At 52.2% G+C, this 25149-nt stretch carries 26 protein-coding genes; 14 read left to right on the top strand and 12 right to left on the bottom strand.

The window, feature by feature from the left end:
- Window positions 1–212: 212 nt before the first annotated feature.
- A complete protein-coding gene (locus ACFX4U_RS13645; RefSeq protein ID WP_313506535.1) occupies window positions 213–926 on the bottom strand; it encodes a GNAT family protein in 714 nt (237 codons plus the stop codon).
- A 160-nt stretch (window positions 927–1086) separates the two neighbouring features.
- Window positions 1087–2424, bottom strand: coding sequence for an aspartate aminotransferase family protein (locus ACFX4U_RS13640; protein WP_305736828.1), 1338 nt, complete (start codon window positions 2422–2424; stop codon window positions 1087–1089).
- 183 nt (window positions 2425–2607) lie between these two features.
- Here ACFX4U_RS13640 and ACFX4U_RS13635 point away from each other — a divergent pair, with 183 nt between their 5' ends.
- From ACFX4U_RS13635 to ACFX4U_RS13625, 3 genes are all read left to right on the top strand, one after another.
- The gene (locus tag ACFX4U_RS13635; protein ID WP_313506533.1) at window positions 2608–3372 is read left to right on the top strand and encodes an SDR family NAD(P)-dependent oxidoreductase; all 765 of its coding nucleotides are present in this window, start codon (window positions 2608–2610) and stop codon (window positions 3370–3372) included.
- 597 nt (window positions 3373–3969) lie between these two features.
- Window positions 3970–5205, top strand: coding sequence for an EAL and HDOD domain-containing protein (locus ACFX4U_RS13630; RefSeq protein ID WP_305736830.1), 1236 nt, complete (start codon window positions 3970–3972; stop codon window positions 5203–5205).
- 93 nt (window positions 5206–5298) lie between these two features.
- The gene (locus tag ACFX4U_RS13625) at window positions 5299–5712 is read left to right on the top strand and encodes a winged helix-turn-helix domain-containing protein (protein WP_313506532.1); all 414 of its coding nucleotides are present in this window, start codon (window positions 5299–5301) and stop codon (window positions 5710–5712) included.
- A gap of 10 nt (window positions 5713–5722) precedes the next feature.
- On the opposite strand, the gene ACFX4U_RS13620 is transcribed toward ACFX4U_RS13625, so the two are convergent.
- Window positions 5723–6613, bottom strand: a complete 891-nt coding sequence (locus ACFX4U_RS13620) for a LysR family transcriptional regulator (RefSeq protein ID WP_313506531.1) — start codon at window positions 6611–6613, stop codon at window positions 5723–5725.
- Between the two features lie 682 nt (window positions 6614–7295).
- On the opposite strand from ACFX4U_RS13620, the gene ompC reads away from it, so the two are divergent.
- On the top strand, window positions 7296–8423 hold the full coding sequence (gene ompC, locus ACFX4U_RS13615) for a porin OmpC (protein ID WP_313506529.1): 1128 nt from the start codon (window positions 7296–7298) through the stop codon (window positions 8421–8423).
- Between the two features lie 64 nt (window positions 8424–8487).
- Here ompC and ACFX4U_RS13610 read toward each other — a convergent pair whose 3' ends face one another.
- The 4 genes from ACFX4U_RS13610 to ACFX4U_RS13595 all read right to left on the bottom strand — a co-directional run bounded on the left by ACFX4U_RS13610 (window position 8488) and on the right by ACFX4U_RS13595 (window position 10822).
- On the bottom strand, window positions 8488–8835 hold the full coding sequence (locus ACFX4U_RS13610; RefSeq protein WP_313506527.1) for a helix-turn-helix domain-containing protein: 348 nt from the start codon (window positions 8833–8835) through the stop codon (window positions 8488–8490).
- 233 nt (window positions 8836–9068) lie between these two features.
- Window positions 9069–9377 carry a YciI family protein gene (locus ACFX4U_RS13605; protein ID WP_313506526.1) on the bottom strand — a complete coding sequence of 103 codons (309 nt, stop codon included), beginning with the start codon at window positions 9375–9377 and terminating at the stop codon, window positions 9069–9071.
- A 17-nt stretch (window positions 9378–9394) separates the two neighbouring features.
- Window positions 9395–10021 carry an NAD(P)H-dependent oxidoreductase gene (locus tag ACFX4U_RS13600; protein ID WP_313506525.1) on the bottom strand — a complete coding sequence of 209 codons (627 nt, stop codon included), beginning with the start codon at window positions 10019–10021 and terminating at the stop codon, window positions 9395–9397.
- Window positions 10022–10048: 27 nt separating this feature from the next.
- Window positions 10049–10822, bottom strand: coding sequence for an alpha/beta hydrolase (locus ACFX4U_RS13595; protein WP_313506524.1), 774 nt, complete (start codon window positions 10820–10822; stop codon window positions 10049–10051).
- Between the two features lie 129 nt (window positions 10823–10951).
- Here ACFX4U_RS13595 and ACFX4U_RS13590 point away from each other — a divergent pair, with 129 nt between their 5' ends.
- The 3 genes from ACFX4U_RS13590 (at window position 10952) to ACFX4U_RS13580 (ending at window position 13579) form a co-directional block, all read left to right on the top strand.
- Window positions 10952–11932 carry a helix-turn-helix domain-containing protein gene (locus ACFX4U_RS13590; RefSeq protein WP_313506523.1) on the top strand — a complete coding sequence of 327 codons (981 nt, stop codon included), beginning with the start codon at window positions 10952–10954 and terminating at the stop codon, window positions 11930–11932.
- A 144-nt stretch (window positions 11933–12076) separates the two neighbouring features.
- Entirely contained in the window at window positions 12077–12715 is a 639-nt protein-coding gene (locus ACFX4U_RS13585) for a DsbA family protein (RefSeq protein ID WP_313506522.1), read from the top strand.
- A gap of 12 nt (window positions 12716–12727) precedes the next feature.
- The gene (locus tag ACFX4U_RS13580) at window positions 12728–13579 is read left to right on the top strand and encodes a Vmh family MBL fold metallo-hydrolase (protein ID WP_313506521.1); all 852 of its coding nucleotides are present in this window, start codon (window positions 12728–12730) and stop codon (window positions 13577–13579) included.
- Between the two features lie 291 nt (window positions 13580–13870).
- Here the strand turns inward: ACFX4U_RS13580 and yjbE are convergent, their stop codons facing one another.
- Window positions 13871–14119, bottom strand: a complete 249-nt coding sequence (yjbE, locus tag ACFX4U_RS13575; RefSeq protein WP_305736839.1) for an exopolysaccharide production protein YjbE — start codon at window positions 14117–14119, stop codon at window positions 13871–13873.
- 304 nt (window positions 14120–14423) lie between these two features.
- On the opposite strand from yjbE, the gene ACFX4U_RS13570 reads away from it, so the two are divergent.
- On the top strand, window positions 14424–14990 hold the full coding sequence (locus ACFX4U_RS13570) for a helix-turn-helix transcriptional regulator (protein WP_313506520.1): 567 nt from the start codon (window positions 14424–14426) through the stop codon (window positions 14988–14990).
- A gap of 471 nt (window positions 14991–15461) precedes the next feature.
- On the opposite strand, the gene ACFX4U_RS13565 is transcribed toward ACFX4U_RS13570, so the two are convergent.
- The gene (locus ACFX4U_RS13565; protein WP_313506519.1) at window positions 15462–16349 is read right to left on the bottom strand and encodes a LysR family transcriptional regulator; all 888 of its coding nucleotides are present in this window, start codon (window positions 16347–16349) and stop codon (window positions 15462–15464) included.
- A gap of 1342 nt (window positions 16350–17691) precedes the next feature.
- Here ACFX4U_RS13565 and ACFX4U_RS13560 point away from each other — a divergent pair.
- The 3 genes from ACFX4U_RS13560 to ACFX4U_RS13550 all read left to right on the top strand — a co-directional run bounded on the left by ACFX4U_RS13560 (window position 17692) and on the right by ACFX4U_RS13550 (window position 19028).
- Entirely contained in the window at window positions 17692–18171 is a 480-nt protein-coding gene (locus ACFX4U_RS13560; protein ID WP_313506518.1) for a hypothetical protein, read from the top strand.
- Between the two features lie 420 nt (window positions 18172–18591).
- Window positions 18592–18825: a KTSC domain-containing protein gene (locus ACFX4U_RS13555; protein WP_200551465.1), complete on the top strand. Its 234-nt coding sequence runs from the start codon at window positions 18592–18594 to the stop codon at window positions 18823–18825.
- Window positions 18826–18929: 104 nt separating this feature from the next.
- Window positions 18930–19028: a YoaK family small membrane protein gene (locus ACFX4U_RS13550; RefSeq protein WP_017455774.1), complete on the top strand. Its 99-nt coding sequence runs from the start codon at window positions 18930–18932 to the stop codon at window positions 19026–19028.
- Here ACFX4U_RS13550 and ACFX4U_RS13545 read toward each other — a convergent pair.
- Window positions 19025–20266 carry an MFS transporter gene (locus ACFX4U_RS13545; RefSeq protein WP_380218150.1) on the bottom strand — a complete coding sequence of 414 codons (1242 nt, stop codon included), beginning with the start codon at window positions 20264–20266 and terminating at the stop codon, window positions 19025–19027. The genes ACFX4U_RS13550 and ACFX4U_RS13545 overlap by 4 nt on opposite strands.
- Before the next feature lie 200 nt (window positions 20267–20466).
- Here ACFX4U_RS13545 and ACFX4U_RS13540 point away from each other — a divergent pair, with 200 nt between their 5' ends.
- The 3 genes from ACFX4U_RS13540 to ACFX4U_RS13530 are packed head-to-tail and all read left to right on the top strand — an operon-like array spanning window position 20467 to window position 23269.
- Window positions 20467–21477, top strand: coding sequence for an ABC transporter substrate-binding protein (locus ACFX4U_RS13540; protein ID WP_313506516.1), 1011 nt, complete (start codon window positions 20467–20469; stop codon window positions 21475–21477).
- Window positions 21474–22514 carry an iron chelate uptake ABC transporter family permease subunit gene (locus ACFX4U_RS13535; RefSeq protein WP_313506515.1) on the top strand — a complete coding sequence of 347 codons (1041 nt, stop codon included), beginning with the start codon at window positions 21474–21476 and terminating at the stop codon, window positions 22512–22514. Before ACFX4U_RS13540 ends, ACFX4U_RS13535 begins: the two co-directional genes overlap by 4 nt.
- Window positions 22511–23269 (top strand): ABC transporter ATP-binding protein, encoded by a 759-nt coding sequence (locus ACFX4U_RS13530; protein ID WP_313506514.1) that lies wholly within the window; start codon window positions 22511–22513, stop codon window positions 23267–23269. The genes ACFX4U_RS13535 and ACFX4U_RS13530 overlap by 4 nt, the downstream gene beginning before the upstream one ends.
- Window positions 23270–23314: 45 nt before the next feature.
- Here the strand turns inward: ACFX4U_RS13530 and ACFX4U_RS13525 are convergent, their stop codons facing one another.
- Both ACFX4U_RS13525 and ACFX4U_RS13520 read right to left on the bottom strand, forming a co-directional pair.
- Complete coding sequence (locus ACFX4U_RS13525; RefSeq protein ID WP_313506513.1) at window positions 23315–23719, bottom strand: hypothetical protein; 405 nt, start codon at window positions 23717–23719, stop codon at window positions 23315–23317.
- Between the two features lies 1 nt (window position 23720).
- The gene (locus ACFX4U_RS13520) at window positions 23721–25022 is read right to left on the bottom strand and encodes a hypothetical protein (RefSeq protein WP_313506512.1); all 1302 of its coding nucleotides are present in this window, start codon (window positions 25020–25022) and stop codon (window positions 23721–23723) included.
- Window positions 25023–25149: the final 127 nt, after the last annotated feature.

Raw genomic sequence — 25149 nt, 5'->3', positions numbered from 1 at the left:
GGCTGAGTCTCCGGGTTAATTAAGAATAAAAAGAAGTAAGGCAATAACCTTTTTATTGAAATGGTGATAACACGTAGTTTACCGTGGCTTAACTTTTTAAACGGACGTAAAGTGATAATTTGGCAGTCGTTTACATCGGTAAAAGATGTCGTATTGCGTGGCCCGAGGAAGAGGGAAAGCGAGGGCATCGGCGGATACCGATGCCATGTTTATTAAGGTGATAAGGGAGCAAAGAAGGTGCTGAGTTTTTGTTTTTGCCTGCCCTGTTCGTCAAAATTACTGGCCGCCAGCCAGGCGGAAATCGCCGCGTCACGCTGCGGCCATTCGATATCCAGCATCGATAAATAGTCGGTATCGCGGTTGCGTCCTTTGCGCACCATATGCTGGCGGAAACGCCCTTCCCAGCTAAAACCGAGACGTTCGGCGGCGCGGCGGGAAGCGACGTTGAGCACATCACATTTCCACTCCACGCGGCGGTAGCTGCAGGCAAACGCGTGGCGCAGCATCAACCAGATGGCTTCTGTCCCCAGCACGCTGTTTTTCATGCGCGGTGACCAGGTGACGTGGCCGATTTCCACCGAGCCATTTTGTGTGTTGATGGCAAGCCAGGCGACAACGCCGAGCGCCTCACCGCTGGCACACTCCACCACGGCGAAAGGCGCGACAGTGGTGTCGATCATTTTCCCCACCACCCACTGCGCCATGCTGTCCACGGTTTGTGGGCGCTCACCCGCCAGCCATGTCCAGTCGCTCTCGTTTTCCGCCTGAGAATACGCACGCAGAAGATCGTGCGTGTGTACCCTGGCGTCAAGCGGTTCCAGCCGACAGTATTGTCCGTGCAACACGCTGCGCGGCAGCGGCTGGACGCCGTGCCACTGCGGCAACCTGTCACCGACGGTTTGACCATAATGATTCAATTCCGGCACTTTTTTCTCCCAGGCAAAAAAGTTAAATAGAAAAAGAGAGTTTTAGCAGCAGTTAAGCCCGGAATATAGTGCCTAAAATTGGGGGGAAAGTGTCAAAAAATGTCTTTGAAATCAGAGGACTGACCAGATTTGGCACCAGAATAGTCTGATGCCTTTACACTTACTGACTAAAGTGGCCAAATTGAGCCAAAACCTGGTCAAAAATGGCCATTCCTTGCTGGACTTCTTTCGCGCTCATTATGCAAGGTGGCACCACATGAATGCGGTTTTCGACAACAAAAGTCAACATTCCGGCCCCGGTTAGCGCCGCCTTAATCGCTGCCATCTCTGCCGCGGCTAAAGGCGTTTTGGTTTTACGGTTGCTCACCAGTTCCAGCGCCTGGAACATGCCGCGACCACGCACTTCGCCAATCAGTGGATGTTTTGCTGCCAGTGCCTCCAGCGCAGGGCGCAGAACGCCGTTGCCGACATCTGCCGCATTCTGCACCACGTTCTCCTCTTTCATCGCATCAAGCGTGGCGATAATCGCCGCCATCGCCAGCGGATGCCCGGAGTACGTTAGCCCACCGGCGAAGAAGTGGTCGTCAAAATAGTGAGCGATAGGCGCGGAAATCAGCACGCCGCCCGCCGGCACATAACCCGCATTCACCCCTTTGGCGAAGGTGACCAGATCCGGCACGATGCCATCTTGTTCGAAAGCGAACCAGCTACCGGTACGGCCAAAACCGGCCATCACTTCATCGAGGATCAGCACAATGCCGAACTCATCTGCCAGCGCGCGCACGCCTTGCATATACCCGGCTGGCGGCACCAGAATGCCGGCTGTGCCAGGAATAGACTCCAGCAGGATCGCCGCAATCGACGACGGCCCTTCACACTCAATCATGCGGCGCAGATGTGCCAGTGCGCGCTCGCACTCTTCGGCTTCGCTGGTGGCATTAAATTCGCTGCGATACAGGTACGGGTTAAAGAAGTGAACATGCCCGCGAGAATATTCATTTGGCACACGCCGCCAGTCGCCGGTCGCCGCAATGGCGCTGCCGGTGTTACCGTGATAAGAGCGATAGGCAGAGAAAATTTTGTCACGCCCGGTGTACAACCGTGCCATGCGAATGGCGTTTTCGTTGGCATCCGCCCCGGCGTTGGTGAAAAAGACTTTGCTGAAGCCTTCCGGCGCCAACTCAACAATGCGTTTTGCCGCTTCGCCGCGCGCCAGATTGGCAGTGGCCGGGGCAATGGTTACCAGCGTTTCCAGCTGCGCTTTCATCGCCGCCAGCACGCGGGGATGTTGATAACCAATATTGACGTTCACTAACTGGCTGCTGAAATCGAGGTAGCGGTTACCGTCGTAATCCCACAGCTCGCAGCCTTTCGCCCCGGCAATCACCATCGGGTTGAGGTTGCCCTGCATCGACCATGAATGAAACACATATGACCGGTCCAGTTGACGCACGTCATCGTTCGTTATCGCCATCTCGTTGTGAAGTGCCAGTTTCATGCCAGATCCTCTCATGCCGTTGTTGTTGTCTGCATCATGCTGCGCGCCATAAAGAGGCGGGTAGAGCCAGTCGGCTTCGCGGGATGTGACACCGTGTCACATGTCAGTGGCGTAACTGGCACTGTCTGGCAGGCGTGAGGATTTTTATAGTGGCGCAATAACCCTGCACAGGAGAAGAGAACAATGGCAGCGAAAAATGTGGTGTTCATTACGGGCGCAACATCCGGATTTGGCGAAGCGGCGGCACAGGTTTTTGCCGACGCCGGATGGGCGCTGGTATTGAGCGGGCGTAGGCTTACGCGTCTGGAAAACCTAAAAGAACGACTGCATGACAAAGTGCCGGTACACATTATTGAACTGGATGTACGCGATAACGCCGCAGTAAAAAAAGCGGTGGCCGAACTGCCTGCGCAATTTGCCGATATCACAACGCTTATCAATAACGCCGGGCTGGCGCTCGCCCCGCAACCCGCCCAGAAAGTGGAGTTGCAGGACTGGCAAACGATGATCGACACCAATGTCACCGGGCTGGTAAATGTGACACACGCGCTGCTGCCCACGCTGATTGCGCATGGTGCGGGGGCATCGATTATCAATATTGGCTCTATCGCCGGGCAGTGGCCCTACCCGGGCAGCCATGTGTATGGCGCGACCAAAGCCTTTGTGAAGCAATTTAGCTACAACCTGCGCTGCGATTTACAGGGAACGGGCGTGCGGGTAACCGATCTTGCGCCGGGAATTGCCGAAACGGAATTTACGCTGGTACGCACCAAAGGCGACAAAGCGGCGTCTGATAATTTGTATCGCGGCACGACGCCGCTCAGCGCGCAGGATATTGCCGGGCAGATGTTCTACATCGCCACCCTGCCGGATCATATGAATATTAACCGTGTAGAAGTGATGCCGGTGCGCCAGGCCTGGCAGCCGTTTGCCATCGACCGGGATTAAACCTGGGTTATACGAAGCCACAAAATAAAACGCCCCGGCATAAATGCCGGGGCCTGCTTTTATTCTTTTTTCCTGGGTGTTTAATCGTTTTACCCCGCCCGGCGCTTATCTCCGGCACTCACTCTTTTAGGTGGCGTTAGCTCTTTATGGGGTGAGACCACAATAGTCCATCGGAATGTTCTTAACAATAGCCCTTTCGTTGCAATTTTCGGTTTTTTGATGCTGGTCATAATTTGCCGGAGCTTCGCGCAAACCCGCGTGACGGCGGTCACTCGTCAGCAAGGGATGACAATTTGCGTGCCGAAAAAAACAGGCGAAGCGTGACGCGTATCGCGATGCGAGCGCAAAATTGATGAATTTTTCGCCGCAGTTGTCGATAAAAGAGGCAATGCGTTATGATTGCGCCATTCTGAATTTGACTTAAATCCTTCAGACGTTTACAAAAGATACTGCCTTCCTTAAGTCCGACTTGCGTCTTTCCTGTTTTCGTCCAGGCTTCCATTTTACCCTGCGTAAAAATGGCGCGGATTGACCGGTTCAGATTTGCGTTTTACCGACTATTTTAAGATTTGCAGGCATCTGTAAGTGGAGTATCGCATGTTCTCTTTTGTCGCCCGGCAGGCGATTTTTGATGCAAATATGAACACAGTCGGTTACGAGTTGTTGTTCAGAGACAGTATGACGAACCGGTTTCCCGACGTTACGCCGGAGTACGCCACTGCCCAAATTATTGTCGAACAGTTTCTCGGCGCGCCGCTGGGCCGCCTGAAAGAGTACAGCGCGATCTTCGTTAACTTCCCCTATGAACTGCTGGTGCAGGGAATGGCGGAAACCTTGCCAAAAGACCGCGTGATTGTGGAAATCCTCGAAACCGCCAAACCCACGCCTCAGTTGCTCAACACGGTAAAAAAACTCTCTGCGCAAGGTTTTCGCATCGCACTCGATGACTTCGCGTTAGGCGACACCTGGAACGCCTTTTTACCTTATATCAGCATCATCAAATTCGACGTGCGGGAAAATACGCCCGACGAGATAAGCGGCTATATCAATGACAAAGCCCATTTGCTGAATGACACGATATTTCTTGCCGAAAAGGTGGAAACCCAGGAAGAGTACGAGTGTTTTCGCAATATGGGCTGCACGCTTTTTCAGGGGCATTTTTTCAGCAAGCCGGTGATCCACTCAGCCAATAAACTGTTTCAGAATCAGGAAATCACCTTAAAACTGATGAAAGAGGTGAATGCCGACTCGCCGGATTTTGGCCGAATCGAAGCCCTGCTGAAACAGGATCTGGCGCTGTCGTTTAAGATCATGCGCTATGCACAAAATATTGTGTTCAACGCGCGCGGGATTAAAAACTTCCGCAGCCAGTCGTTAAAGGACGTTATTTTTTACCTTGGCACCAACGAGTTACGCCGCTTTGTGCTGGTTTCCTGCCTGACCTCGGTCAACAAAGTAAAGACCGACGACATTTACTACCAGAGCCTGATCCGCGCCAAATTTTGCGAGCTGGCCTCGGCGCACTCCATCAGCCGTCACTCCGCCGATGACGCGTTTATCGTCGGTCTGTTTTCGCAGCTCGACAGCATTTTTGAAATGCCGATGGCAGATTTGTTAAGCCAGATTGATATCTCCGCCAGCGTAATGATGGCGCTAAAAGAGCAAAAAGGGCCGCTCTACCCTTATCTGCAACTGATTGAGCTGTACGAAAATCACAACTGGGAAGAGGTTAGCGCGCTCGGTCATCGGCTGGGTTTTAACCGCAGCATGGTGGCGGAATTGATTAAAGCCGCCACCAAATGGACCAACGCTATCCCGTCAAACGTCAGCTGATCATTTCAGTTTTCGCGCCAGACAGCCGATTTAATCAGTAGGTGTATTTACACCCCTGTTTTGGTTCACTCGGCTGATCACTGGACGCGCATCATGGAAAAGTTAACGGTATATGGATATCGCCTCGGTAACGAATATCAGGTGGAATTTGTGCCTTATAAGCAAAGTCTGACGACCTGCGCGATCCCCGGTAGCTGCACCTATTTACGTAACACCATGAACAACCTGTTGACCTATCTGCTGGCACATGCCGTGGGGAATATTGTGGCCGACAAAACGCTGCAGATTCAGGTATGGGAAAATAACGGATTGAGTTGCTCAAGCCAGCGGCTGTGGCAAGTGATGAACAATCTGAAGCGTAAACTGGCGGTATTCGGTTTGTCCGATGATTTTATTCTGCGCGTAGCCGGGAAAGGGTATCTTATTCCGCCGGAAAAGGTGCTGACGCTTTATTGCCGGGAGACGTTTTTTCAGCAACACATTGCGGTTGATTATCCCATCCTGTAAAGCCAGACAATTAAGCGTAACGCAGCGCGTCAATCAATAAGGTAAACGCGGCAGTGTGCTGTTTGCGGCTGGGATAATAGAGGTAATAGCCGGGGAACGGTTCACACCAGTCGTCAAGCACCGTTGCAAGTTTGCCTTCGTTAACCGCCTGCGCCACGCAATCTTCCGGTACCAGCGCCAGCCCCATACCGCTGGTTGCCGCTTCGATTCTGGAAGCCAGATTATTAAAGGTTAATTGCCCTTCCACGCGCACGCGCATTGGCTGACTGTCTTTGGAAAACTCCCAGGCATACAGCCCGCCGAGCGTCGGCAGGCGCATATTAATACAGTTGTGCTGCTGTAAATCATGCGGCGTTTGCGGTTTACCATGGCGGGAAAAATAACCCGGCGAGCCAACCACCACCATGCGCCAGTCGGGGCCAATTCGCACCGCGACCATATCCCTGGCAACCTGTTCACCAAGGCGAATGCCGGCGTCGTAGCGCTCGCTGACAATATCCGTCAGGGTATTATCGATGGTTAATTCTACTTTCACGTCAGGGTAAGCCTCTAAAAAAGGCTTGATGGCTGGCCATACCGTAGAATGCAACGCGTGCTCGCCAAGCGTGATGCGAATATTGCCGGCAACGCGATCGCGCATATCGGTTAAGGCAATCAGCTCTTCCTCAATCTCTTTAAAGCGCGGGCCAATGCTATTAATTAATGCCTCGCCTGCATCGGTGGGTGCGACACTGCGCGTGGTACGGGTAAGCAGACGAATTTGCAGACGCTCTTCCAGCCCGCGAATAGCATGGCTGAGCGCCGATTGCGAGACGCCTAATTTTGCTGCCGCACGAGTAAAACTGCGTTCACGGGCCACCACAATTAAATAGAAGAGATCGTTAAAATTATCTTTCAGCATTTCTGCCTCATTCCCAAACCTTGAAAATAGCGTTTATGCTACACTTTGGCTGCATTTAAATATATGTCTATAATTCACTAATCCCGCAACCAAAGGGCTCTGATTGTGAAGCAGATCACCTCTGTTTATGTTAATAAACGCCAGAGTCATTCTTTTTAATGAATTGCACTCATAGCCACAATGAGCCCTATCACTTAATCGATACGCTTTATTATTCGCCACGCATAAAAGCGCTGCAGCTCCATAAAAATTCACCATGCAGCAGCGGCAGATATTTAATAATTAATCACCTGCCACTCTCACCTGTTTAAAGCAACTACTTAATCAACCTGCATATTTAATCGCACATTTCGCCAATAAAAGCCGGGGGAATTACCCCCCGGATAGAGAAAAAAGTAACAGTAGACACAAAAAATGCAATGAGGTTAATAAAGCGTCTTAACGGTAACCGATCAAATGAGGGTTGATATTAGCGATCTGTGCGATTAAAAATAGCCCCGGAAAAAGTTCCAGCCGATATTTGTCAATATGTGCTAAAACGAATTTAAATATTTACACCACAAGAACTCAGGTGATAAACAATATCTTACAACCTGAATAATCCATGAGCCACTCTCATAAGTGGCAATGTATTCTTGTTGTTATTAAAAAACACAGTGGCAAACATCAAGGGTTTATTTATATGAAAATCTCTCAACTGAGTCTTTTCGTCTCTGCTGCGGTACTGTGCTCGTCAGTACAGGCGGCGGAAATATATAATAAAGACGGTAATAAGTTAGACTTATATGGTTTGGTATCAGCAGAACATTATTTTTCTGATAACACCGGCTGGGATGGCGACCAGACTTATATGCGTCTTGGCTTTCGCGGTGAAACACAAATTAACGACCAACTGACCGGCTACGGCCAGTGGCAGATGCATATTGACGCCAATAAATCGGAAGGTGATACCAATACGCCACGCACGCGTTATGGCTTCGCCGGTTTAAAATTCGCCAATTACGGTTCAGTGGATTATGGCCGTAACAAAGGTGTTTTATATGACTCCCTCGGTTATACCGATATGCAGCCAGAATTCGATGGCATGACATACGGTTCTGACCAATTTATGTTTAGCCGTGGCAGCGGCATGCTGACCTACCGTAATACGGATTTCTTCGGTCTGGTTGACGGCCTGAATTTCTCCCTGCAATACCAGGGTAAAAATGATGGCGGCGGCGAATCCGGTGCCGGTCGAAATGTATTACGTCAAAACGGCGACGGCTACGGCTTATCCGTGGAATATAACATTGGCGCGGGCGTAAGCGTTGTCGGTGCCATGACCAGCGCCAAACGTACCGAAGAACAAAATACCGCTACCAATATTCTCGGTGATGGCGATCGCGCCGAAGCCTATTCTGGCGCGATTAAATATGACGCCAACAATATCTATCTGGCGGCGATGTTTACTCAGGCTTATAACGCTTCGCGTTTTGGCAGTGCTTCCGATACGACAACCGCCTACGGCTACGCCAACGAATCGCAGATTTTTGAAGCGTACGCCAGTTACCAGTTCGATTTTGGCTTGCAGCCATTCGTGGCGTATAACGCGCTGAAAGGTAAGAATATTGGCAGCAACAGCGCGGGCGATAAATATGGCGATCAGGACATCGAAAAATATGTCGATCTCGGTGCCACGTACTACTTCAACAAGAACTTCAACATGTTTGTTGATTATAAAATCAACCTGATTGATGAAGATAAATTCACCACCGCCGCCGGCATCAACACTGATGACGTAGTGGCTGTGGGTATGGTTTACCAGTTCTAAACCAGTAAAAAGGCGGCACAGGCCGCCTTTTATTCATCTTCATTCTCCGCACGTTTTCCTTTCATCACGCCCATTTTCCCTGGCGCTGCTGCTGACGTCGCCAGACGCCAGGCGGCATCTGATATTTGCGCGTAAAGGTGCGTGTAAAGGTCTGCTGCGAGTCATAACCGTATTTGGTGGAGATAGCCATAATCGACTGCTCAGTCGCCAGCAGTTCATGCGCGGCGCTTTCCAGCTTTTTCTCGCGGATATAAATCCCGAGCGGTATCTGGATTACTTGCTGGAACAAACGCTGAAGATGCCATTTCGAATACCCCGCCCGCGTGGCGACATCCTCGATCCGCAGCGGCCTTTCAAGGTTATCGTCAATCCATTGCTGGATCTCAAGAATTACCGCGTGTTGCATACCCATGGTTGAAACCTCCTTGAGAACAGGAGCATCCACCTTAGCGGAGTGATACTTACGCAAACATGACGCGAAAATAATAATTTTGTCAGAAATGTCCGTTCTGCAATGCCAAATGGTATGCAGAGTGTGGATCTCTCGTCGCGGGGAAAGATGTCTGCGCGTACCCCTCATGAACGACCCGCAATGCAAAAGGGGGCGGTTGAGCGCTGCCTCCCCTGCACCGACTTTCATTCAGACTATAGCGCTTTTGCCTCTCCTGCCCATTCACGCAGGAAATGCGTGGAGCAAATAGCAGGCTCGATAACCGCAATATCGACGCTGACCAGGCCAAATTTCACAAAAGGATCGCGTTCTATTTCGTTTTCCAGGCTCTGGCTGTCGCTGGCCGTCGCCAGGATAAATCCACCCGGTTTATTTTGCAGAGGTCCGGCGAAAATAACATGACCTTTTTTGATCATCTCCCCAAGCCACAGTTTATGCGCATCAACATATGCGCCAAGGATATCGGGTTCACTACCGTAATTAAGCGTTATCGCATATAACATAATCCATTCCCCGCAGGTTAATTTAATGGCAGCGCAGCAATAATATTACTGATAGCCGATCGCGCGGCGGCAATTTGCTGGTTTTTTATATCATCACCTTTCGAGGTACCTTCTGCGCGGATAATATGAAGAGCGTCAATACCCAGGAAACTAAAAAACGCACGCAGATATTTTTCCTGGAAATCCATGCCATCAAAAGGTGGTTGTAAATAAAAGCCGCCGCGCGCCGAAATAATCAATACCTGTTTTCCCTCCGCCAGCCCGACCGGCCCGGTGGCGGTGTACTGAAAGGTTTTTCCCGGTTGCGCAAGTCTGTCCAGCCAGGCTTTTAACTGGCTGGAAACAGAGAAGTTATACATGGGTGCCGCGATAACAATCAGGTCATGGGCCAGGAATTCATCAACCAGTTGCTGTGAAATCTGGTGCTCCGGGTGCCTGTCACTTGCCGGTTGGCTACCGGCAACAACCCGGAATCCGGCGGCGATATCTGCGGTTAAATGGCTTACTTCGTCGCGAACCACATCGCGATAGGTTATTTCTGCTTGCGGATAATGGGCTTTTATTTCCCGTATAACGTCAGCGGAAAGTGCGCGCGTGACGGAATAGTCACCCGAAATACTGGAATCAATATGCAGAATCTTCATGATGCTCTCCGACAATAAACACAATAGTTATTTAAAGGACTTAGCGGCAGTATCGATAAATTTCGCTACGGCATCGGGTTGCGAAACCATAGATAAATGTGAACTGTTAACGCTATATATGGTGGCGTGGATATGTCTGGCTATTTTCTCCTGAACGGCAGGTAACAAAGCATGATCATTTTCAGTAAGCAAATACCAACTGGGTTTATTTTCCCAGGCGGCATGGGTAATTTTTCCCTGAAATGCCGTGAGCGCGATCGGTTGTGAAACCGCAGCCAGCGCCTGGACATTCTCGGGTGAGATATCGTTCGCCATCACCTGTTGAAACTGGCTGGCATCATCTAACCACACCAGCCCTTGTGCATCCGGCGTTAACCCACTCATTGGCGCGTTAAGCCGTGCCAGTAAATCCGTCACGGATTCCCCCGTTGCCGGTGCCAGCGCCGAAAGGTAGACCAGCCCCCGTACGCGGCTGTTATTGCCGGCCTGGCTGATAACGGCACCGGCCCACGAATGACCGACCAGCAGCACATCGCCATGCTGGCGTGCCAGCACACGCTCGGTGGCGGCGACATCATCATCCAGCGAGGTCAGCGGGTTTTGCACCGCCGAAACGTGGTAGCCCATCTTTTGTAAACGCCCGGTCACGGCGGCCCAACTGGAGCCGTCCGCAAACGCGCCGTGAACCAGCACAATATTTTTAATCGGCTGTGCGACAGCTTGCGCCGACATCACGCTCAACATGGCCGCACATGACGCCGCCGTGATAAACCGTTTTCCTGTGCGAAAAGCGTTCCGCATGTTCTCTCCCGCCACGTATTGATGAAGTGATAAACACAATGCGGAGAGTGTAATCGGGGCAATCTGGCGTGGTAAGATGGCGAACTTGACATTAAACAGGCAAAACCAGACATAACACGGAGAACCAAAATGCAGATAGCGATAGTCGCCACCGCAGGTAGCATGATGTCTGCGATTACCGGGCTTGCGGATATGTTCTGGATAACCAACCAGCTTCTGCCTGCCAGCACTGAAGCCAGCCGGTTCAGGATCGCCATTGTCAGCCCTGACGGGAAACCGGTCGCGGACGCGCAAGGTCGGGCGATTGCGGTGGATGGCGCGTTTGCCAGCATCAGCGCGCCCGATGTGATTCTGGCCTGCGGCATGGCGCTCGGCGGCAATAAACTGCCAGCGGCAACCAGCCCGGAAGCTGTAGCGTGGTTGCGTCAACAGCATCAGCGCGGCGCAAAAATTGGCGGTGCCTGCGCCGGGGGGTATCTGCTGGGTGATGCCGGGTTGCTGGATGGCAGAGAGTGCGCCACCACGTGGTGGCTGTATCCCACTTTTCGCGCCCGCTATCCGCGCGCCAAAATGGTGTGGGGAAAAGCGTTAATCGAAGAGCGCAACGTGATAACCACCGGCGGACCGCTGTCGTGGGTGGATTTGGCGCTGCACATTATTCGCCAGCATGCCGGGGACGAGGTGGCCAGAATGGCAGCGGATATGACCGTTGCCGACAGCCAGCCACTCTCCCAGCAAATCTACGCGCCGCGCGGCTTTTTAAACACCATTGATCCGCTGTTACTGCGCGCCGAGCAGCTTATCCGCTATGAAAACCCGGCCATCACCGTCGAAGAACTCGCCAGCGCGTTGAACCTCAGCCCGCGCACCCTGCACCGAAAACTGGCCGATTTAACCCACGAAAGCCCGAAACATTTTATTACGCGTGTACGCATTGAATCAGCCTGCCTGCTGCTTGAAAACCCGTCGGCCAATATCAGGCACGTCGCTGCCGCGTGTGGCTATACGGAAGACACGGCGTTTCGCAAAGCCTTTAACCAACTCATCAACATGACGCCAGCGCAGTACAAGATCTGGGCCGCCGCACGAAACACTAAGCACGGGCATTAACGCCACGCCATTACGGTATTTTTCTGTCGTCATGGCGTGGTTATCTGATCGTTTTACGAAACGCTGCATGTCCGGTTACGGGAATTCTCTTCTGCGCCAGTGCGCCTACAATGGGCGGCACCTGCACAACAAGAGAGAATAACCATGGCATTTCAGGCTGGACTGTACTGGATAATCGATCCGCTCTGCGGCTGGAGTTATGGCGCACTGCCGCTGATTAACCGCACGGCTGAACACTTCACTGAACGACAACATATTTTGCCCGGTGGCCTGTTTATCGACGCGCAGCGCCGCCGGCTGGACGCCGACTGGCTCGCTCATGTGCATGAACATGATGATCGAATCGCGAAATTAACCGGTATGCCGTTTGGCCGTGCTTATAAAGAAGATCTACTTGCCCGCGATGGATTGCTGCTCGATTCGCTGCCTGCCACTCGCGGCTTGTTAGCCGTACAGCAATTTGGCGAACCGGCCAACGCGCTGTGCTTTCTGAATGCCATTCAGACAGCCTGGTATCGTGATGGCCGTGATATCACCCGCGATGAGGTAGTCAACGCGGTGATTCAGCACGCCACCGGCCAGCCTGTTGTCAACGGCCAGGTGGCGGAAAGCGAAGCCCGCGCCGCTATTCAATATGGCCGTATGGTGATGGCACAAGCCGCCGGGGCAGGTTTCCCCAGCGCGGTATTGGTGCAGGAAGATGGCCGTTACACACTGCTTCCGGTTGGCCAGTATTACGGCAACCCGGATGCATTTATGGCGCTCGTAAAAACATATCGTTAAAGGAATTCCACCATGAACCGTAAAATACCCGGCGTATTGCTGATGCTCGCCAGCGCCTCTTCTGTTGCCGCACCGTTACAATTGCAGGTTTACAACCCGCAGGAAAAGGCGATTTTCGCCGTCTCATCCACGCTGGTTTCCGGCCCTACGGAAGCGATTTTGTTTGATGCGCAATTCAGCGTCAAAGATGGCGAAAAACTGGTGGAGATGATCAAAGCCAGCGGCAAAACGCTCAAGCAAGTGGTGATCACCTCCGGCGATCCGGATTTCTATTTTGGCCTTGAACCGATCGTTAAAGCCTGGCCGCAGGTCAAGGTGGTTGCCTCACCTGAGGTGGTGAAACATATCGAAGCGACAAAAGAGGCCAAGCTGGCGTACTGGGGGCCGCAGATGAAGGACGGCGCGCCGCACATGTTAACCGTACCGACAGCGACCACGGCAACACACTTTACTATCGATGGTGAAACGCTGGAGCTGCGCCATCCGCAAAGCTATGCGGCTTATGTCTGGATCCCGGCGAATAAAGCCATTCTCGGCGGTACGGCGATTTCCAGCGGCATTCACGTCTGGAGCGCCGACACGCAAACCCCGGCTGCACGTGCGCAGTGGCGTGAAGTGCTGAGTGAAATGCAACACCTGAAGCCGCAGCAGGTGATCCCCGGTCATTATCTGGGAGCGCGCCCCGTCGGTGACCAGGCCATTACGTTTACCCTTAATTATCTCGATACCTTCGAGCAGGCACTGAAAGCGAATAAAACTTCTGCGGGCGTTATTAAAGCAATGACCGCCGCTTATCCGAACCTGGCAGAAGCGGGTTCACTGGAACTGAGCGCAAAAGTGAATACCGGCGAGATGAAGTGGTGATCGCCACACGTAGCACGTTGTTTATGCATCAGAATTTACCCATCACCTGCGTTATGGTTCCATTCGAGCCAGGCTCGGCATACTGAATTAAACGCAGCGCCATGAACAAAATCAGGGGGGACCTCTGCGTCCCCCTGATCAATTCCCACCGCTCCCGCTGAACCTTCGATTGCCGATCTGCTGTCGGCTCGCATCGGCATGATGCGTCCCCTCACACCTTCCGGTGCGATCGGGCATTCCGTTTTAAACCCTCAAAGACCCTGGCGTGGCGAATTTTAAAAAGCGTCACCGTTAATTGGCAGGCGCTGTCGTCGTGGTGGTGCTGGTCGAGGTATTACTTCCGTCATTTCCTCCACCCATTGATAATAAAAGCAACCCCGTTACAGCGGTAACAACCGCCACGCCGGTGACGGCTGAACTGCCAACTGCATATTCCGCTGCATTCTCCCCGGCGGCTTTTCCTTCTTCTGCAGGCGCTGCGTAACAAATTTCAGAAATAACAAATACGAAAGCGATAATAATGTATTTTAAAAGCACCATAACCCTGTCCTCATATTTATTTTGGGATCACCAGCACTTTAAATCGCCGTCACAAAAGTGGATCGCAAAATAGGACATTCCTCGACAATATGAAAACAAATGGGAGATTCCTCAGCGGAACCAAATTATCTCATCGGATCCACACTTCACTTAAAAATAAAAATAAGACAATCCTCAGTTAACAATTTTTTAGCAGTATGATAGAGATCAAAGAAGACATAGAAGAGCACAACAAAGGATTGAGAAAAATTTCAAACTTGCAAATTTTACACACGCACATCCAGACGCTCCAGGAGGGTGTAATATGGAAAGAAAAATAGATGTCATATTATGCAAAATCACCTGTTCTTATACCAAAAAAGGCATCACTCAATTAGTTAATGAAATCAGAAACGGCAGTGGTTTGCACATTGGAATTAACTTTACAGCACCTTATTCTGGCCGGGGAACATTAGTGGTGACCAAAGGTAATTTCATACCCTTTACGTTGGCACATACACCAATGATTGTGATACCTGATAAAGTTCCGGTCAGTGTTTTAATGGACATATTAACCGAATTTGTTTACGGAAGAGTCAGCCAGCATGTTAAGACGATTCGTCTTGGAAAGCGCGAAATTGCGATTCTTAAGGAGATGATTTACGAAAAAAGTGATGAGGAAATTTCCACGCTATTAAACATCAACAAAAAAACCGTGTCATCGCATAAGGACAACATAAAAAAGAAAATCTCCGCGAGTACAAAGATTGACATTTTTTATGCGTTTAGCATTTTTTCCTTTACCGACTCCACATTAAATGAGAGTACGAGTGAAGATCCACTTTTTATGCCGCCGGGCGAGCAAATAAATAGAATGGTCGCTTACGGCTAAGAAAGAAAAATAACCACAACACTCAGCAAAATAAAAACCAGGACGCAATTTGAAATTGCCTTTTTATCCCGTGGATAAAAAGGCAATTCACATTAAATGTCGTTAAGTCTTTTTGCCGTATTTACGCGATTGACCCACTTTTCTTGAGCGTACAAGTCGAAAGTGCCTGTAAAAAGAATACGCGATAACGATCAGCAGCACGCCTATCAAGGCCAGGTTCATCATCACCATTTTAGTTTCACTCACAACGGGCGGGCTTTCATTTAACCGATAAATAACTGCAGCCGTCAATAGCTGACCAAAAAATAAGACTGGCCTCAACCGCACAAATAATTAAATGCTAATGATGAGATTAAACCTAAGAAAAACAATGGCACTGCCGCGCATTGCCAGCACGAGTACGCGACACCGCAATTATATTTAGATTTTTCATCGTTATTACGCGGCGAATTCCCCACATAAAATGGCTATTTATTCTGTCGCGCCGGCTAACTGCTGGCGGATAGCATCAATAAACAACCGCAGCGCGGCGTGTTGATGTTCGCGAGACTGGTACAGGCCATAAATACCCAGTCGTTGCGGTTCGAGATCGGGTAATACCCTGACCAGTTGGCCATTATTCAACGCTTCCTGCGCTTCCCGTTCCGGCACCAGCGCCAGCCCGCACCCGGCAATCGCCGCATCACGCAGCACCGCGGAGATCCCCGCGCTCAGATTACCGTTCGCCATCACTTCCCACTTGTTTTGTGCGCTGTCGGTAAAGTGCCATGACTGCCCGGCGAAACCGCTGTAGTGCAGACAATTGTGGTGCTCAAGCTCATGCACCGTGCGCGGTGTACCGTGCAAGCGTAGGTAATCCGCCGATGCGCAAAGCACAGAGCGGCACTCGCCCAGACGCGTGGCTATCGCGCCTGCTTCCGGGTTATTGGTGATGCGAATCGCCAAATCAATGCGTTCGCCAATCAGGTTGACCGGGTGGTTTCCCACTTCAACTTCGATTCTTAACGCCGGGTAACGCGCCAGAAAACCCGGCAGCACCGGTCCGATAATGTGGCTGGCCGTGAAGTGGGCGCAAGCAACGCGCAATGTGCCGGAGGGCGTTTCCCGCGTCGATTGCCCTTCAATATCACTAAACAGCGGCGCGAGTTGCCGCGTCTTTTGTAACGTATTTTCCCCGGCAGGAGTCAGCGTCAGGCGGCGAGACGAACGGTGAATAAGCCGGGCACCCGCCCATTTTTCCATTTCATCAAGGTAGCGGCTGACCATCGGGCGAGAAATGCCCAGCGCCCGCGAAGCGGCGCTCAAACTTCCCAGCTCGCAGATGCGATTAAACACCACCACCGCCATCACTCTGTCCATCTGTTCACCTGTTCGATTTGCGAAACTGAAGCGCATTGTTTCAGAAATACGCCTGGCAAAATAGCCTTTCGCCGATGCCTTGTGTTTTGAGTTGACTGCTTTTCGTGTAAGTCCGGGTGCTGTGACGCGTCACGTGATCATGAAATGGCTGTCATGCCGAAAGAGGCGCATGGAGCCCGGCGCTTTGCTGCTTCTATTTTCAACCAACAGCGCCATTCCTGCGCACCCGATGTTACTCATCGGTATTCTTCGCTTTACGACACGTTCGCACCTGCAATTTATGCATAAAGTTTACAGGCGGTGTGCCGTTAGTCATATCGGTGGGCCAATGCTGTGGCAATGCAAATACATTAATGTGCTTTGAGCGGGAAACCGTGGATGAGAAAATGATACGAAAACTCTTGTTACTGCTGTCAGTTTTATCGATTGGCTATTACTCATACTCTACGGTGATGGCAGATTTACCCTTCACGTACCAGGTGCAGAATATCGTTACAATAGTCATGTGCTCGGTGTTTGCAGTGCTGTTATTTTCATCAAATAATAACGAAATAAAGGTTTTACTAAACCGTTATTATTCCTCGTTCAGGCCAAATGAAATTAGTAATAACTATAACTACATGCTTTTATTCTGTTTCATGTTTCTCTCTTATGCGCACTATTATCTTTCCAGCCTGCTCTGTAGGTTAATACTGGATGTAATAGTAAAAATCGGCTCACTGGACACCTTGTTGACGATCGATGTTTACACCGCACTGTTATTTTCAGCTAACTGTCTATTATTTGTGGTTTATGCAATCCCTGTTGTGCATGCATTTATAAAGCTGCGCGCTGAAAAGGTTACCGTAGTTTCTCCCCCTCACGACGAATAAAAGACCTTCAGTGCAAAGATGAATGCTTTTTCCCAAAAAAGACTGGCGCGAGTTCGCCAGCGTTTTTTAGGTTGACTGAACACCTGAAAAATTAATTTTCACTTTTTATTCAGATGGTTAGATGCATCATAAGAGAGTGAGTTCTATTCATTTCCTCCATACTAAGGACAGATGTGATCGATCAGGTCGACACGTTAAACGCCCCGGATAAAAGGTCTACGCCAAAAACCCGATTTGTTTTTTTATTTCTACCGTTATCTTTAAGGCGTTATCGGATGATAATGCGGTAGCGAGTAATATTTAAATCACCATCAAAATGCGTTGTTATAAATATGACGTCACTATGCATACCGTATATCACCAATGTGAAGCGCACTGTCTTTTTAATTTTGCCTGCACATCCGATAAAGCAAAACTAAACAACAGCACAGCACGGTAAACATCTATCGTAATCATGAGGAGATAAAGAGATGCCATCTGTTTATTATCGCGGCGATAGCCGCGTCATTTCTGAAATAGAAAAAACCGGGTTCCAGCCGCGCATTGAATCGTGCCGGGGGCGAACGCCAGCTCAGGCTATTGCTTATATTCAGCAGCTTATTGTCACCAACGGTTTTAAAAGCCTCGCGGATATTGGTGGTTATATCATAAGTAATGCCAAAGGAGATTCTGTCTCAACCTCATGTATCGAAGATGGCGCATCTTATGGCACACATAAATATCGCATCACCGCCCCGAAGAGTGCGCTGTTTTTTGAATTTAATCTTGATGGCAGTGTGGGGGCACAACTGCCCGATCAAGGGCATATGTATGGACGCAAGCCGTACTATATTTTGACCAACGTGAACCCTGATTTAAGCCAATACGTTATCGTTGGTACCAGAACGGCCACGCAGGAAGCCACCTTTTTTACGGATATACCCAGCGACTGGATCTCGCCACTCAGCTAACCGGATCGTCTGCCCCTGTTCGTCGCGAAAAACGTGCCCTCCAGTTTAGTGAGGGCACTGTTTAACGCGTGGATTTATCCATGACATCACTGAACCGGTTATTCCCTTTTCGTTAACGCGCGTCATGGCGTTTTACGCACCGGTTTGCCGCGCTGAACGGTGTAAAGTGCATTTCACCTGCCCTCTTCCCGATCGGCCGAACGGCTACAGTCATGCGGTGAAACGGCCTGTCTGCATCTGATTCACGCGGCAAAATGACGCGCAATGCACATCCCGTTCTGTACCTGACACACCGTTTTAATAAACGCAGGGTAAACAGCACTGCGCTAAATCCCTGGTCGCAGTGTAAATTTTCCGCGCCGGCTGCCGATAGCAATAGCAGAAGTGCCACTTTGACATTGACGTTGAGCAGAACACATTATGAAAAGACATCCCCTTTCCTGCCGCGCGCTGCGCGCCGCCGGATACGATCCAAACTCCAGCGTACTTGAGCTTGAACACAGCAACGGCCGGGTTGAGCAATATCTTGGCGTGCCGCCCAAAACCTGGCAGGCATTTTTGATGAGCCACGAGCAGGAACACTATTTCCGCGAGCACATCGCCAATAGCTACCTGAAAATTACCGTCGAGCAGGCAAATCACAGCCGTTTTTGACCGCTGAGGAAGTAATTTTTTGCCCGCGTTTGTGCTAACGTTGTCTGCCCGCAGACGATGCGGTTTGGTGCGTGCTCATGCTGGCGACAGCGTAACGAGGTGTTATGAGAATTGGTATTGCGTTTCCTATCCTGGTTTTTATTGTCGCCGTCGCCTTTCTGACGTGGTTTATCGCTGGCGGTTACGCCACGCCAGGCAGCTAACGCCCGGCGTGTTGTGCCATCGGGCGGCAGATAAATATCATGGCCAGTGCGCTGAGCAACGGGATCAGCGCCAGCCACAGCCAGGCGACACTCGCCGCCGCAGAAGGCGTCAACGCGTTATCCAGTGGCCCGCCTAACAGGAAATTACCCACCAGCACCGTCACGCCCCCCATCGACGCCAGTGCGCCATAATGCGCGCCAAGATTCTGGTTATCGGCAAACCACGGCACCAGATCTTTTCCCACCGGAACAATCAACATTTGCCCGAGCGTTAACAGCGTTACCATGCAGGCGGCTGGCACGTAACGCTGCCAGTTTTCCGGCGCGGGTGTCGCGGCAAACAGCGCGACGCTGATAAACGACGCGGCCAGTAGCGCAAACCCCAGCGGCAACATGCGCGCCGCGCCAACACGGCGGGCAAGTCGCGCCAGCGGCATCTGTAACGTGATGATGAGCACCGACGCCAGCATAAAGAGCGGGCCGAGGGTTTTCTCGCTGCTGCCCGAGCGGCTCAGTTCAACCGGCAACGCCAGATAAAGCTGGTTATAGCTGAACAGATAGGCGCTGTAGGCCACCATAAACGCGACAAAACGCGGTTTGCGAAAGGTTTTCCACCACGGCAGCACATGCAGCGTTTCCGTTTTCCCGTTGCCGCCCGGCAGACAGAAAAAGAGCACCAGCAGTGCCACCACAAATACGCCCGCCCCGGCCAACGCCACGCGCTGAAAACCAAAACCGGCCAGCAGCGAACCCAGTAGCGGCCCAAGCACCGTGCCCAACTCGCCGCAAATGGCGAACAGCGCGAACCACTCCGCGCGGCTGCGCTTTCCCGCTTTTTCGCTCTGCGTGCCCGCTTTCGCCAGCAGCGCTTCGATGGACGGAGAAAACAGCGCCCCGCCAACACCGGTTAAACAGGCACCCAGCACCACCGGCAGCAACTCTCCGCCAAACGCCAGCAGCAGATACCCGCTGATACGCACCACGCAGCCGCACAGAATAATAATTCTTGCGCCAAAACGGTCGGACAGCGCGCCGCCTAATAAAAACATTCCCTGCTGCGAGAAAGTGCGCAGACCGATGATCAAGCCGATTAACGAACCGGAAAGCAGCAAATCGTCGCGCAAATAGATCGCCAGAAACGGCACCACGGCATAAAAACCGATATTAAAAATCAGTTGGCTCCCCGCGAGCAGGTACGGCGATGTCACTTTCGACGGGGCAGAAATTTGGGCAGGCATGAAGGATCCAAGTCAGCAAAACGCGCAAGGGTCTTTAATACCGGGGAAATTTCCTGCTGGCAACTCTCTTTAATCCCGCAATTTAAACAAGGTTTTCATAGGTAATTCCCCATATTGACAAGGCTCATGCCGCTCGGTATAAGAGCCGCCATAAGAATGATTTGCATTTACAAAACTAATCCTTTCTCAAGGTCATGATGATGCCAATATTTAAAAAATCGTTGTTTGCACTGGGGATGTTGTTTGCGGGTTCAGCACTGGCGCAAGCCACCCATTATCCGCTGACCATTGAAAACTGCGGTGTGCAGGTCACGTTCGACAAAGCGCCGCAGCGCGTGGTGGCGCTGGGGCAAAACACGGCGGAAATCATGTTGCTGCTCGGCTTGCAGGACAAAATGGTTGCCAGCGCGTTCTGGCCGACCAAAGTGCTGCCGCAGCTGGCCGCGCAAAATGCCAAAGTGAAAGTGCTGACGGCCGAGATCCCAACGCTTGAGTCGATCATTGCCCAGGAGCCAGATTTCGTGGTCGCCCAGTTGCCGATCCTGCTGGGACCGGACAGCAAAGTGGCGAAGCGCGAAGATTTGTCCGCCATTGGCGCAAACAGTTACCTCTCGCCAGGCGTCTGTGCAACCAAACAGGATAACGGCGATATTTACGGCAGCCGCCATACCTTGTGGAACCCGTCGCTGCTGTACAAAGAGATCAGCGATCTGGCCGAAATTTTCGACGTACAGGATCGCGGCGAAAAGCTGATTGCCGGGTTCAAACAGCGTGAAGACGCGCTGCGCAGCACGTTCGGCCACGGCAAGAAAAACCTGTCGTTTGTCTTCTGGTTCTCCAGCGCGTCGCCCTCGGCGGACGCCTATGTCGGCGGCAAGAACAGCGCTTCCGGTTATATCGCCAACCTGCTGGGCGGGCACAGCGCTATCACCTCGGAAAGCGAGTGGCCGACGCTCAGCTGGGAAAGCATTATTGCTTCTAACCCGGACGTGATTGTTGTCTCGAGCCTCGATCGCAACCGCTGGGCGCTGGACAGCGCGGAAGAGAAGATCAAATTCCTGAAAAGCGATCCGGCGGTCAGCCAGCTTGAGGCGGTGAAAAAAGGCCATATCGTGGTGATGGATGGCCAGGCGATGAACCCAACTATCCGCACGTTCTACGGCGCAGAACAAGTGGGCGCGCAACTGGAGAAGCTGGGGCTGGATAAATGACCACGCCCTCACCGGCTGCGCTTAAAAAAGCGCAGCACGCGGTACTCTTGCTGTTATCGCTGGTGCTGCTCGGGCTGGTGATTGCCGTCAGCGTTGGCGTTGGCGAACTGGCGATTCCGCTCAGAACCACCTTTTACGCCGTCAGCAATAAACTGGGGCTGACCAGTGAGCCGCTGAACCGCATCCATGAAACGGTGATTTGGGATTTCCGCCTAAGCCGCGCGCTGGTTGCCGCCTGCTGCGGCGCCGGGTTAGCGATTTGCGGCGCGGTGCTGCAAAGCCTGCTGAAAAACGCGCTGGCAGAACCTTATGTGCTGGGCGTGTCCGCCGGGGCATCCACCGGCGCGGTGTCGGTAGTGGTGTTAGGTCTTGGCGCGGGCGCGGTGTCGCTCTCCGCCGGGGCATTTGTTGGCGCGTTTGCCGCCTTTTTGTTTGTCGCCGTGTTAACCAACGGCGCGCGCGGCGGCAATGAACGCACCATTCTCGCCGGGGTCGCGGCTTCCCAGCTTTTCAACGCTATCACCGCATATAGCATCAGCACTTCCGCCAGCGCCCAGCAAGCGCGGGATGTGATGTTCTGGCTGCTGGGCAGTTTCAGCGGCGTGCGCTGGCCGGAATTCCAGTTGGTGTTGGTCGTCGTCATCATTGGCCTGCTGGCGTGCCTGTATCACGCCAAAGCGCTGGACGCCTTTACCTTTGGCGATGACGCTGCCGCTTCGCTGGGTATTCCGGTAGGCGCGGTACGCTTGATTCTCTTTTCCGTTACCGCGCTCATCACCGCCACCATTGTCAGCATGGCCGGTTCCATTGGCTTTGTGGGTCTCGTGGTGCCGCATGTGATGCGCTATTTCATTGGGCCGCTGCACCGCCAGTTACTGGTGGCGTGTGCGATGGCCGGTGCGATTTTGATGGTGCTGGCGGATATTGCCTCGCGCACGCTGATTGCGCCGCAAAGCCTGCCGGTTGGCGTGGTCACCGCGCTGGTAGGTGTGCCGTTCTTCGCGGTTATTCTCTATCGCTCAAGGAGATTCGCATGAGTATCAGCGCCAAAAATCTCTGCTGGCGGGCAGGGAAAAAAACCATCGTCGATAACGTTTCGCTTGAGGTAGCAAAAGGCCAGACGCTGGGCCTGTTGGGGCCGAATGGTTCAGGGAAATCCTCGCTGCTGCGTATTCTCGCCGGGCTGCGCCGCCCGGATGACGGTAGCGTGATGCTGGATGGTCGCGATGTCGCAACGCTGAGAAAAAAAGCGCTGGCGCAGCGGGTGGCGTTTGTTGAGCAGCATGCGGCGACGGAAGCCAATATTCGCGTGCGCGATGTGGTGAAGCTGGGGCGCATTCCGCACCACTCGCCGTTTAGCCCGTGGTCGCACAGTGATGATGAGATAGTCACGGCGGCGCTTGAGCGCGTGGGCATGCTGGAACACAGCGAGCAGGGCTGGCAAAGCCTCTCCGGCGGCGAACGCCAGCGGGTGCATATTGCCCGCGCGCTGGCGCAAGCGCCGAGCGAGATTTTGCTCGACGAACCCACCAACCATCTCGACATCCATCATCAAATGCAGTTAATGCGCCTGATAAGCGAACTGCCGGTGACCAGCATTGTCGCAATTCATGATCTAAACCACGCGGCCATGTTCTGCGATGCGCTGATCGTGATGCAAAAAGGGCAGATTGTGGCGCGTGGCACGCCGGACGACGTGCTCACGGAAGCGATGTTATCCGAGGTATTTCAGGTACGGGCGCGCATTGAGATCTCACCCGATCACGGCAAAAAGCATATTCACTTTTTGTGAAAAGCTTTGCGCCAGAACGTAGCACTGTTCTGGCGCAAAACAGGCTTACAGATCGATAACGTTGCGGCTGTCCTGCAATGTCGCATGTAACGATTTCAGCGATACCACTGAAGATTGCTGGGTGATAGCCACAATCGCGCCTAATGATTTATCTAACAGTTCCAGATTGTTCGTTTCCAGCGCCTTATCCAGCACGGCAAACGTCTGGGTAAGCGAGGTCTGGCGCAGCGCGAAATCCTGATTCAACGCCTCCAATAGCACCTCTTTCTGCGCCTGAATACGCGCAATTTGCACTTCTGTTTCCCTGGTGATTTGATGGCGAGCCGTTTCCTGCTCCGCACGGTATTTTTGTAAATCACGCCAGGCGTCAAAAATCTCTTTCGCCGCCGATGCCGCTTGTAACGGCGACGCTTTTGCCGCCACTTTCGAGGCGTTAAACAGTGCTTTCATATTATGCCCACCAGAATAAATACGCTGCGTAGCCCATCAGGGCCAGAATGCCCGTCCCTACCAGACCTGAGCTGTCAAAATTAAACAGACGACCTAACGCCCCGGAAAAGCCGGTGAAACTAAACAAAAAAGCGACAAGCGAGGTGTAAGTCCACTCAATGCTGTGCAGGTAATATCCCAGCGCGCCAAAAAGAAGGCACAGCACCATCCACAGCAGAAACGAAGGTTCATCATCGGCAGTGGCTTTGCGCCGCTGGCTGTCAGCCAGCCAAAAATAGAGCGCGCTCTGCTCGCCAGGTGCGAGAGACGAGACATCGCTGACCGTTGTCAGTGGTGCATTTGCAGCAATCAGGTTCGTCACCAGCGTATTCACACGCTCCTCGGTAAAGGCCTGCGCATGGGAAACCACCTTCACGGATTCCGGCGTCGGGCTATTTTGATCGTCGACCAGACGTATCGCCAGCAACTGTTTCATCGCCTTTACCAGCAGCACGGTCTGGAGCTTCAGGAAAACGACACGTTCGTGCGCAACGTTAGCTGACAGCGCCTGATCCAGCATCTGGTAACTTGTCTTCAGGCGCTGTGCAATGCCTTCAATGGTCGAGGCATACAGCGAAATATGCTGGTTAATGGCCTGTGCCACTTCGATCACCGCATTGATTTTTGCCACTTCCTTGTTAACCGCACTGCGATATTCATACGCTTCGGTCAGCTTTTTTTCCGCATTCTGGCTGTATTTCATCATCGCGAAAATGGCGACCGGTGCCAGCACAATGCCGCCCAGTACCATGGTGCCACCGGCGATCCCTGCGCCGCCGGCAGAAAGCGCGCCGCCGCCAAACCAGGCCAGCGTGGCGTTACTGGCAGCTGCGCCAGAAAGCGAGGCGATCGCCGTGCCGGTAGACGCCGCGCCAAACGTCGAAACCGCGCTCATTGAGCCAAGCGCGAGCGCTGCGCCGGTCGCTGTCCCTTTCACTCCGGTGCCAATGATTTCGGTCATTTTTACCGACTGGGTTTGCAACTGCGGCGCGTCGTAGCGGGCAAAATTATCTAACACATCCTGCGAGACTTTGGTCTCCAGCCGGTTAACTTTTTGGCATTTTTCCAGTACGGACAAGGCATCCGGGATAATGTCATCCGCGTAGCGTTGCTTTTGATCGAGCAATGTGTTGATGAGCGTTGACGATGCATTTCTGGCGTCTTCCAGCCCTTCTTCCGCCAGCCGCGCTTTAAAACGCGCATCCACCACAATCTCTTCAGCTTCTTTTTTTTGCTTATGTGCTTTAAAAATATTCAGTCCCATCGGCAACCTCGAAAGAATCCTGTTCCGCCCTATGCATGAAACTACGTTCCAGAAAACGTTATCGGCACCGTGAGACGATCGTTAAGTGAAATTTTCTTTGCGCTCAAATGGATAATTTTGCCACCCA

Origin of the sequence: Kosakonia sp. YIM B13588, from assembly GCF_042788165.1 — a bacterium.
Lineage (GTDB): Bacteria > Pseudomonadota > Gammaproteobacteria > Enterobacterales > Enterobacteriaceae > Kosakonia > Kosakonia sacchari.
Note: the sequence above shows the minus strand (reverse complement) of the source record. Positions and strands in the feature narration are given on the sequence as shown.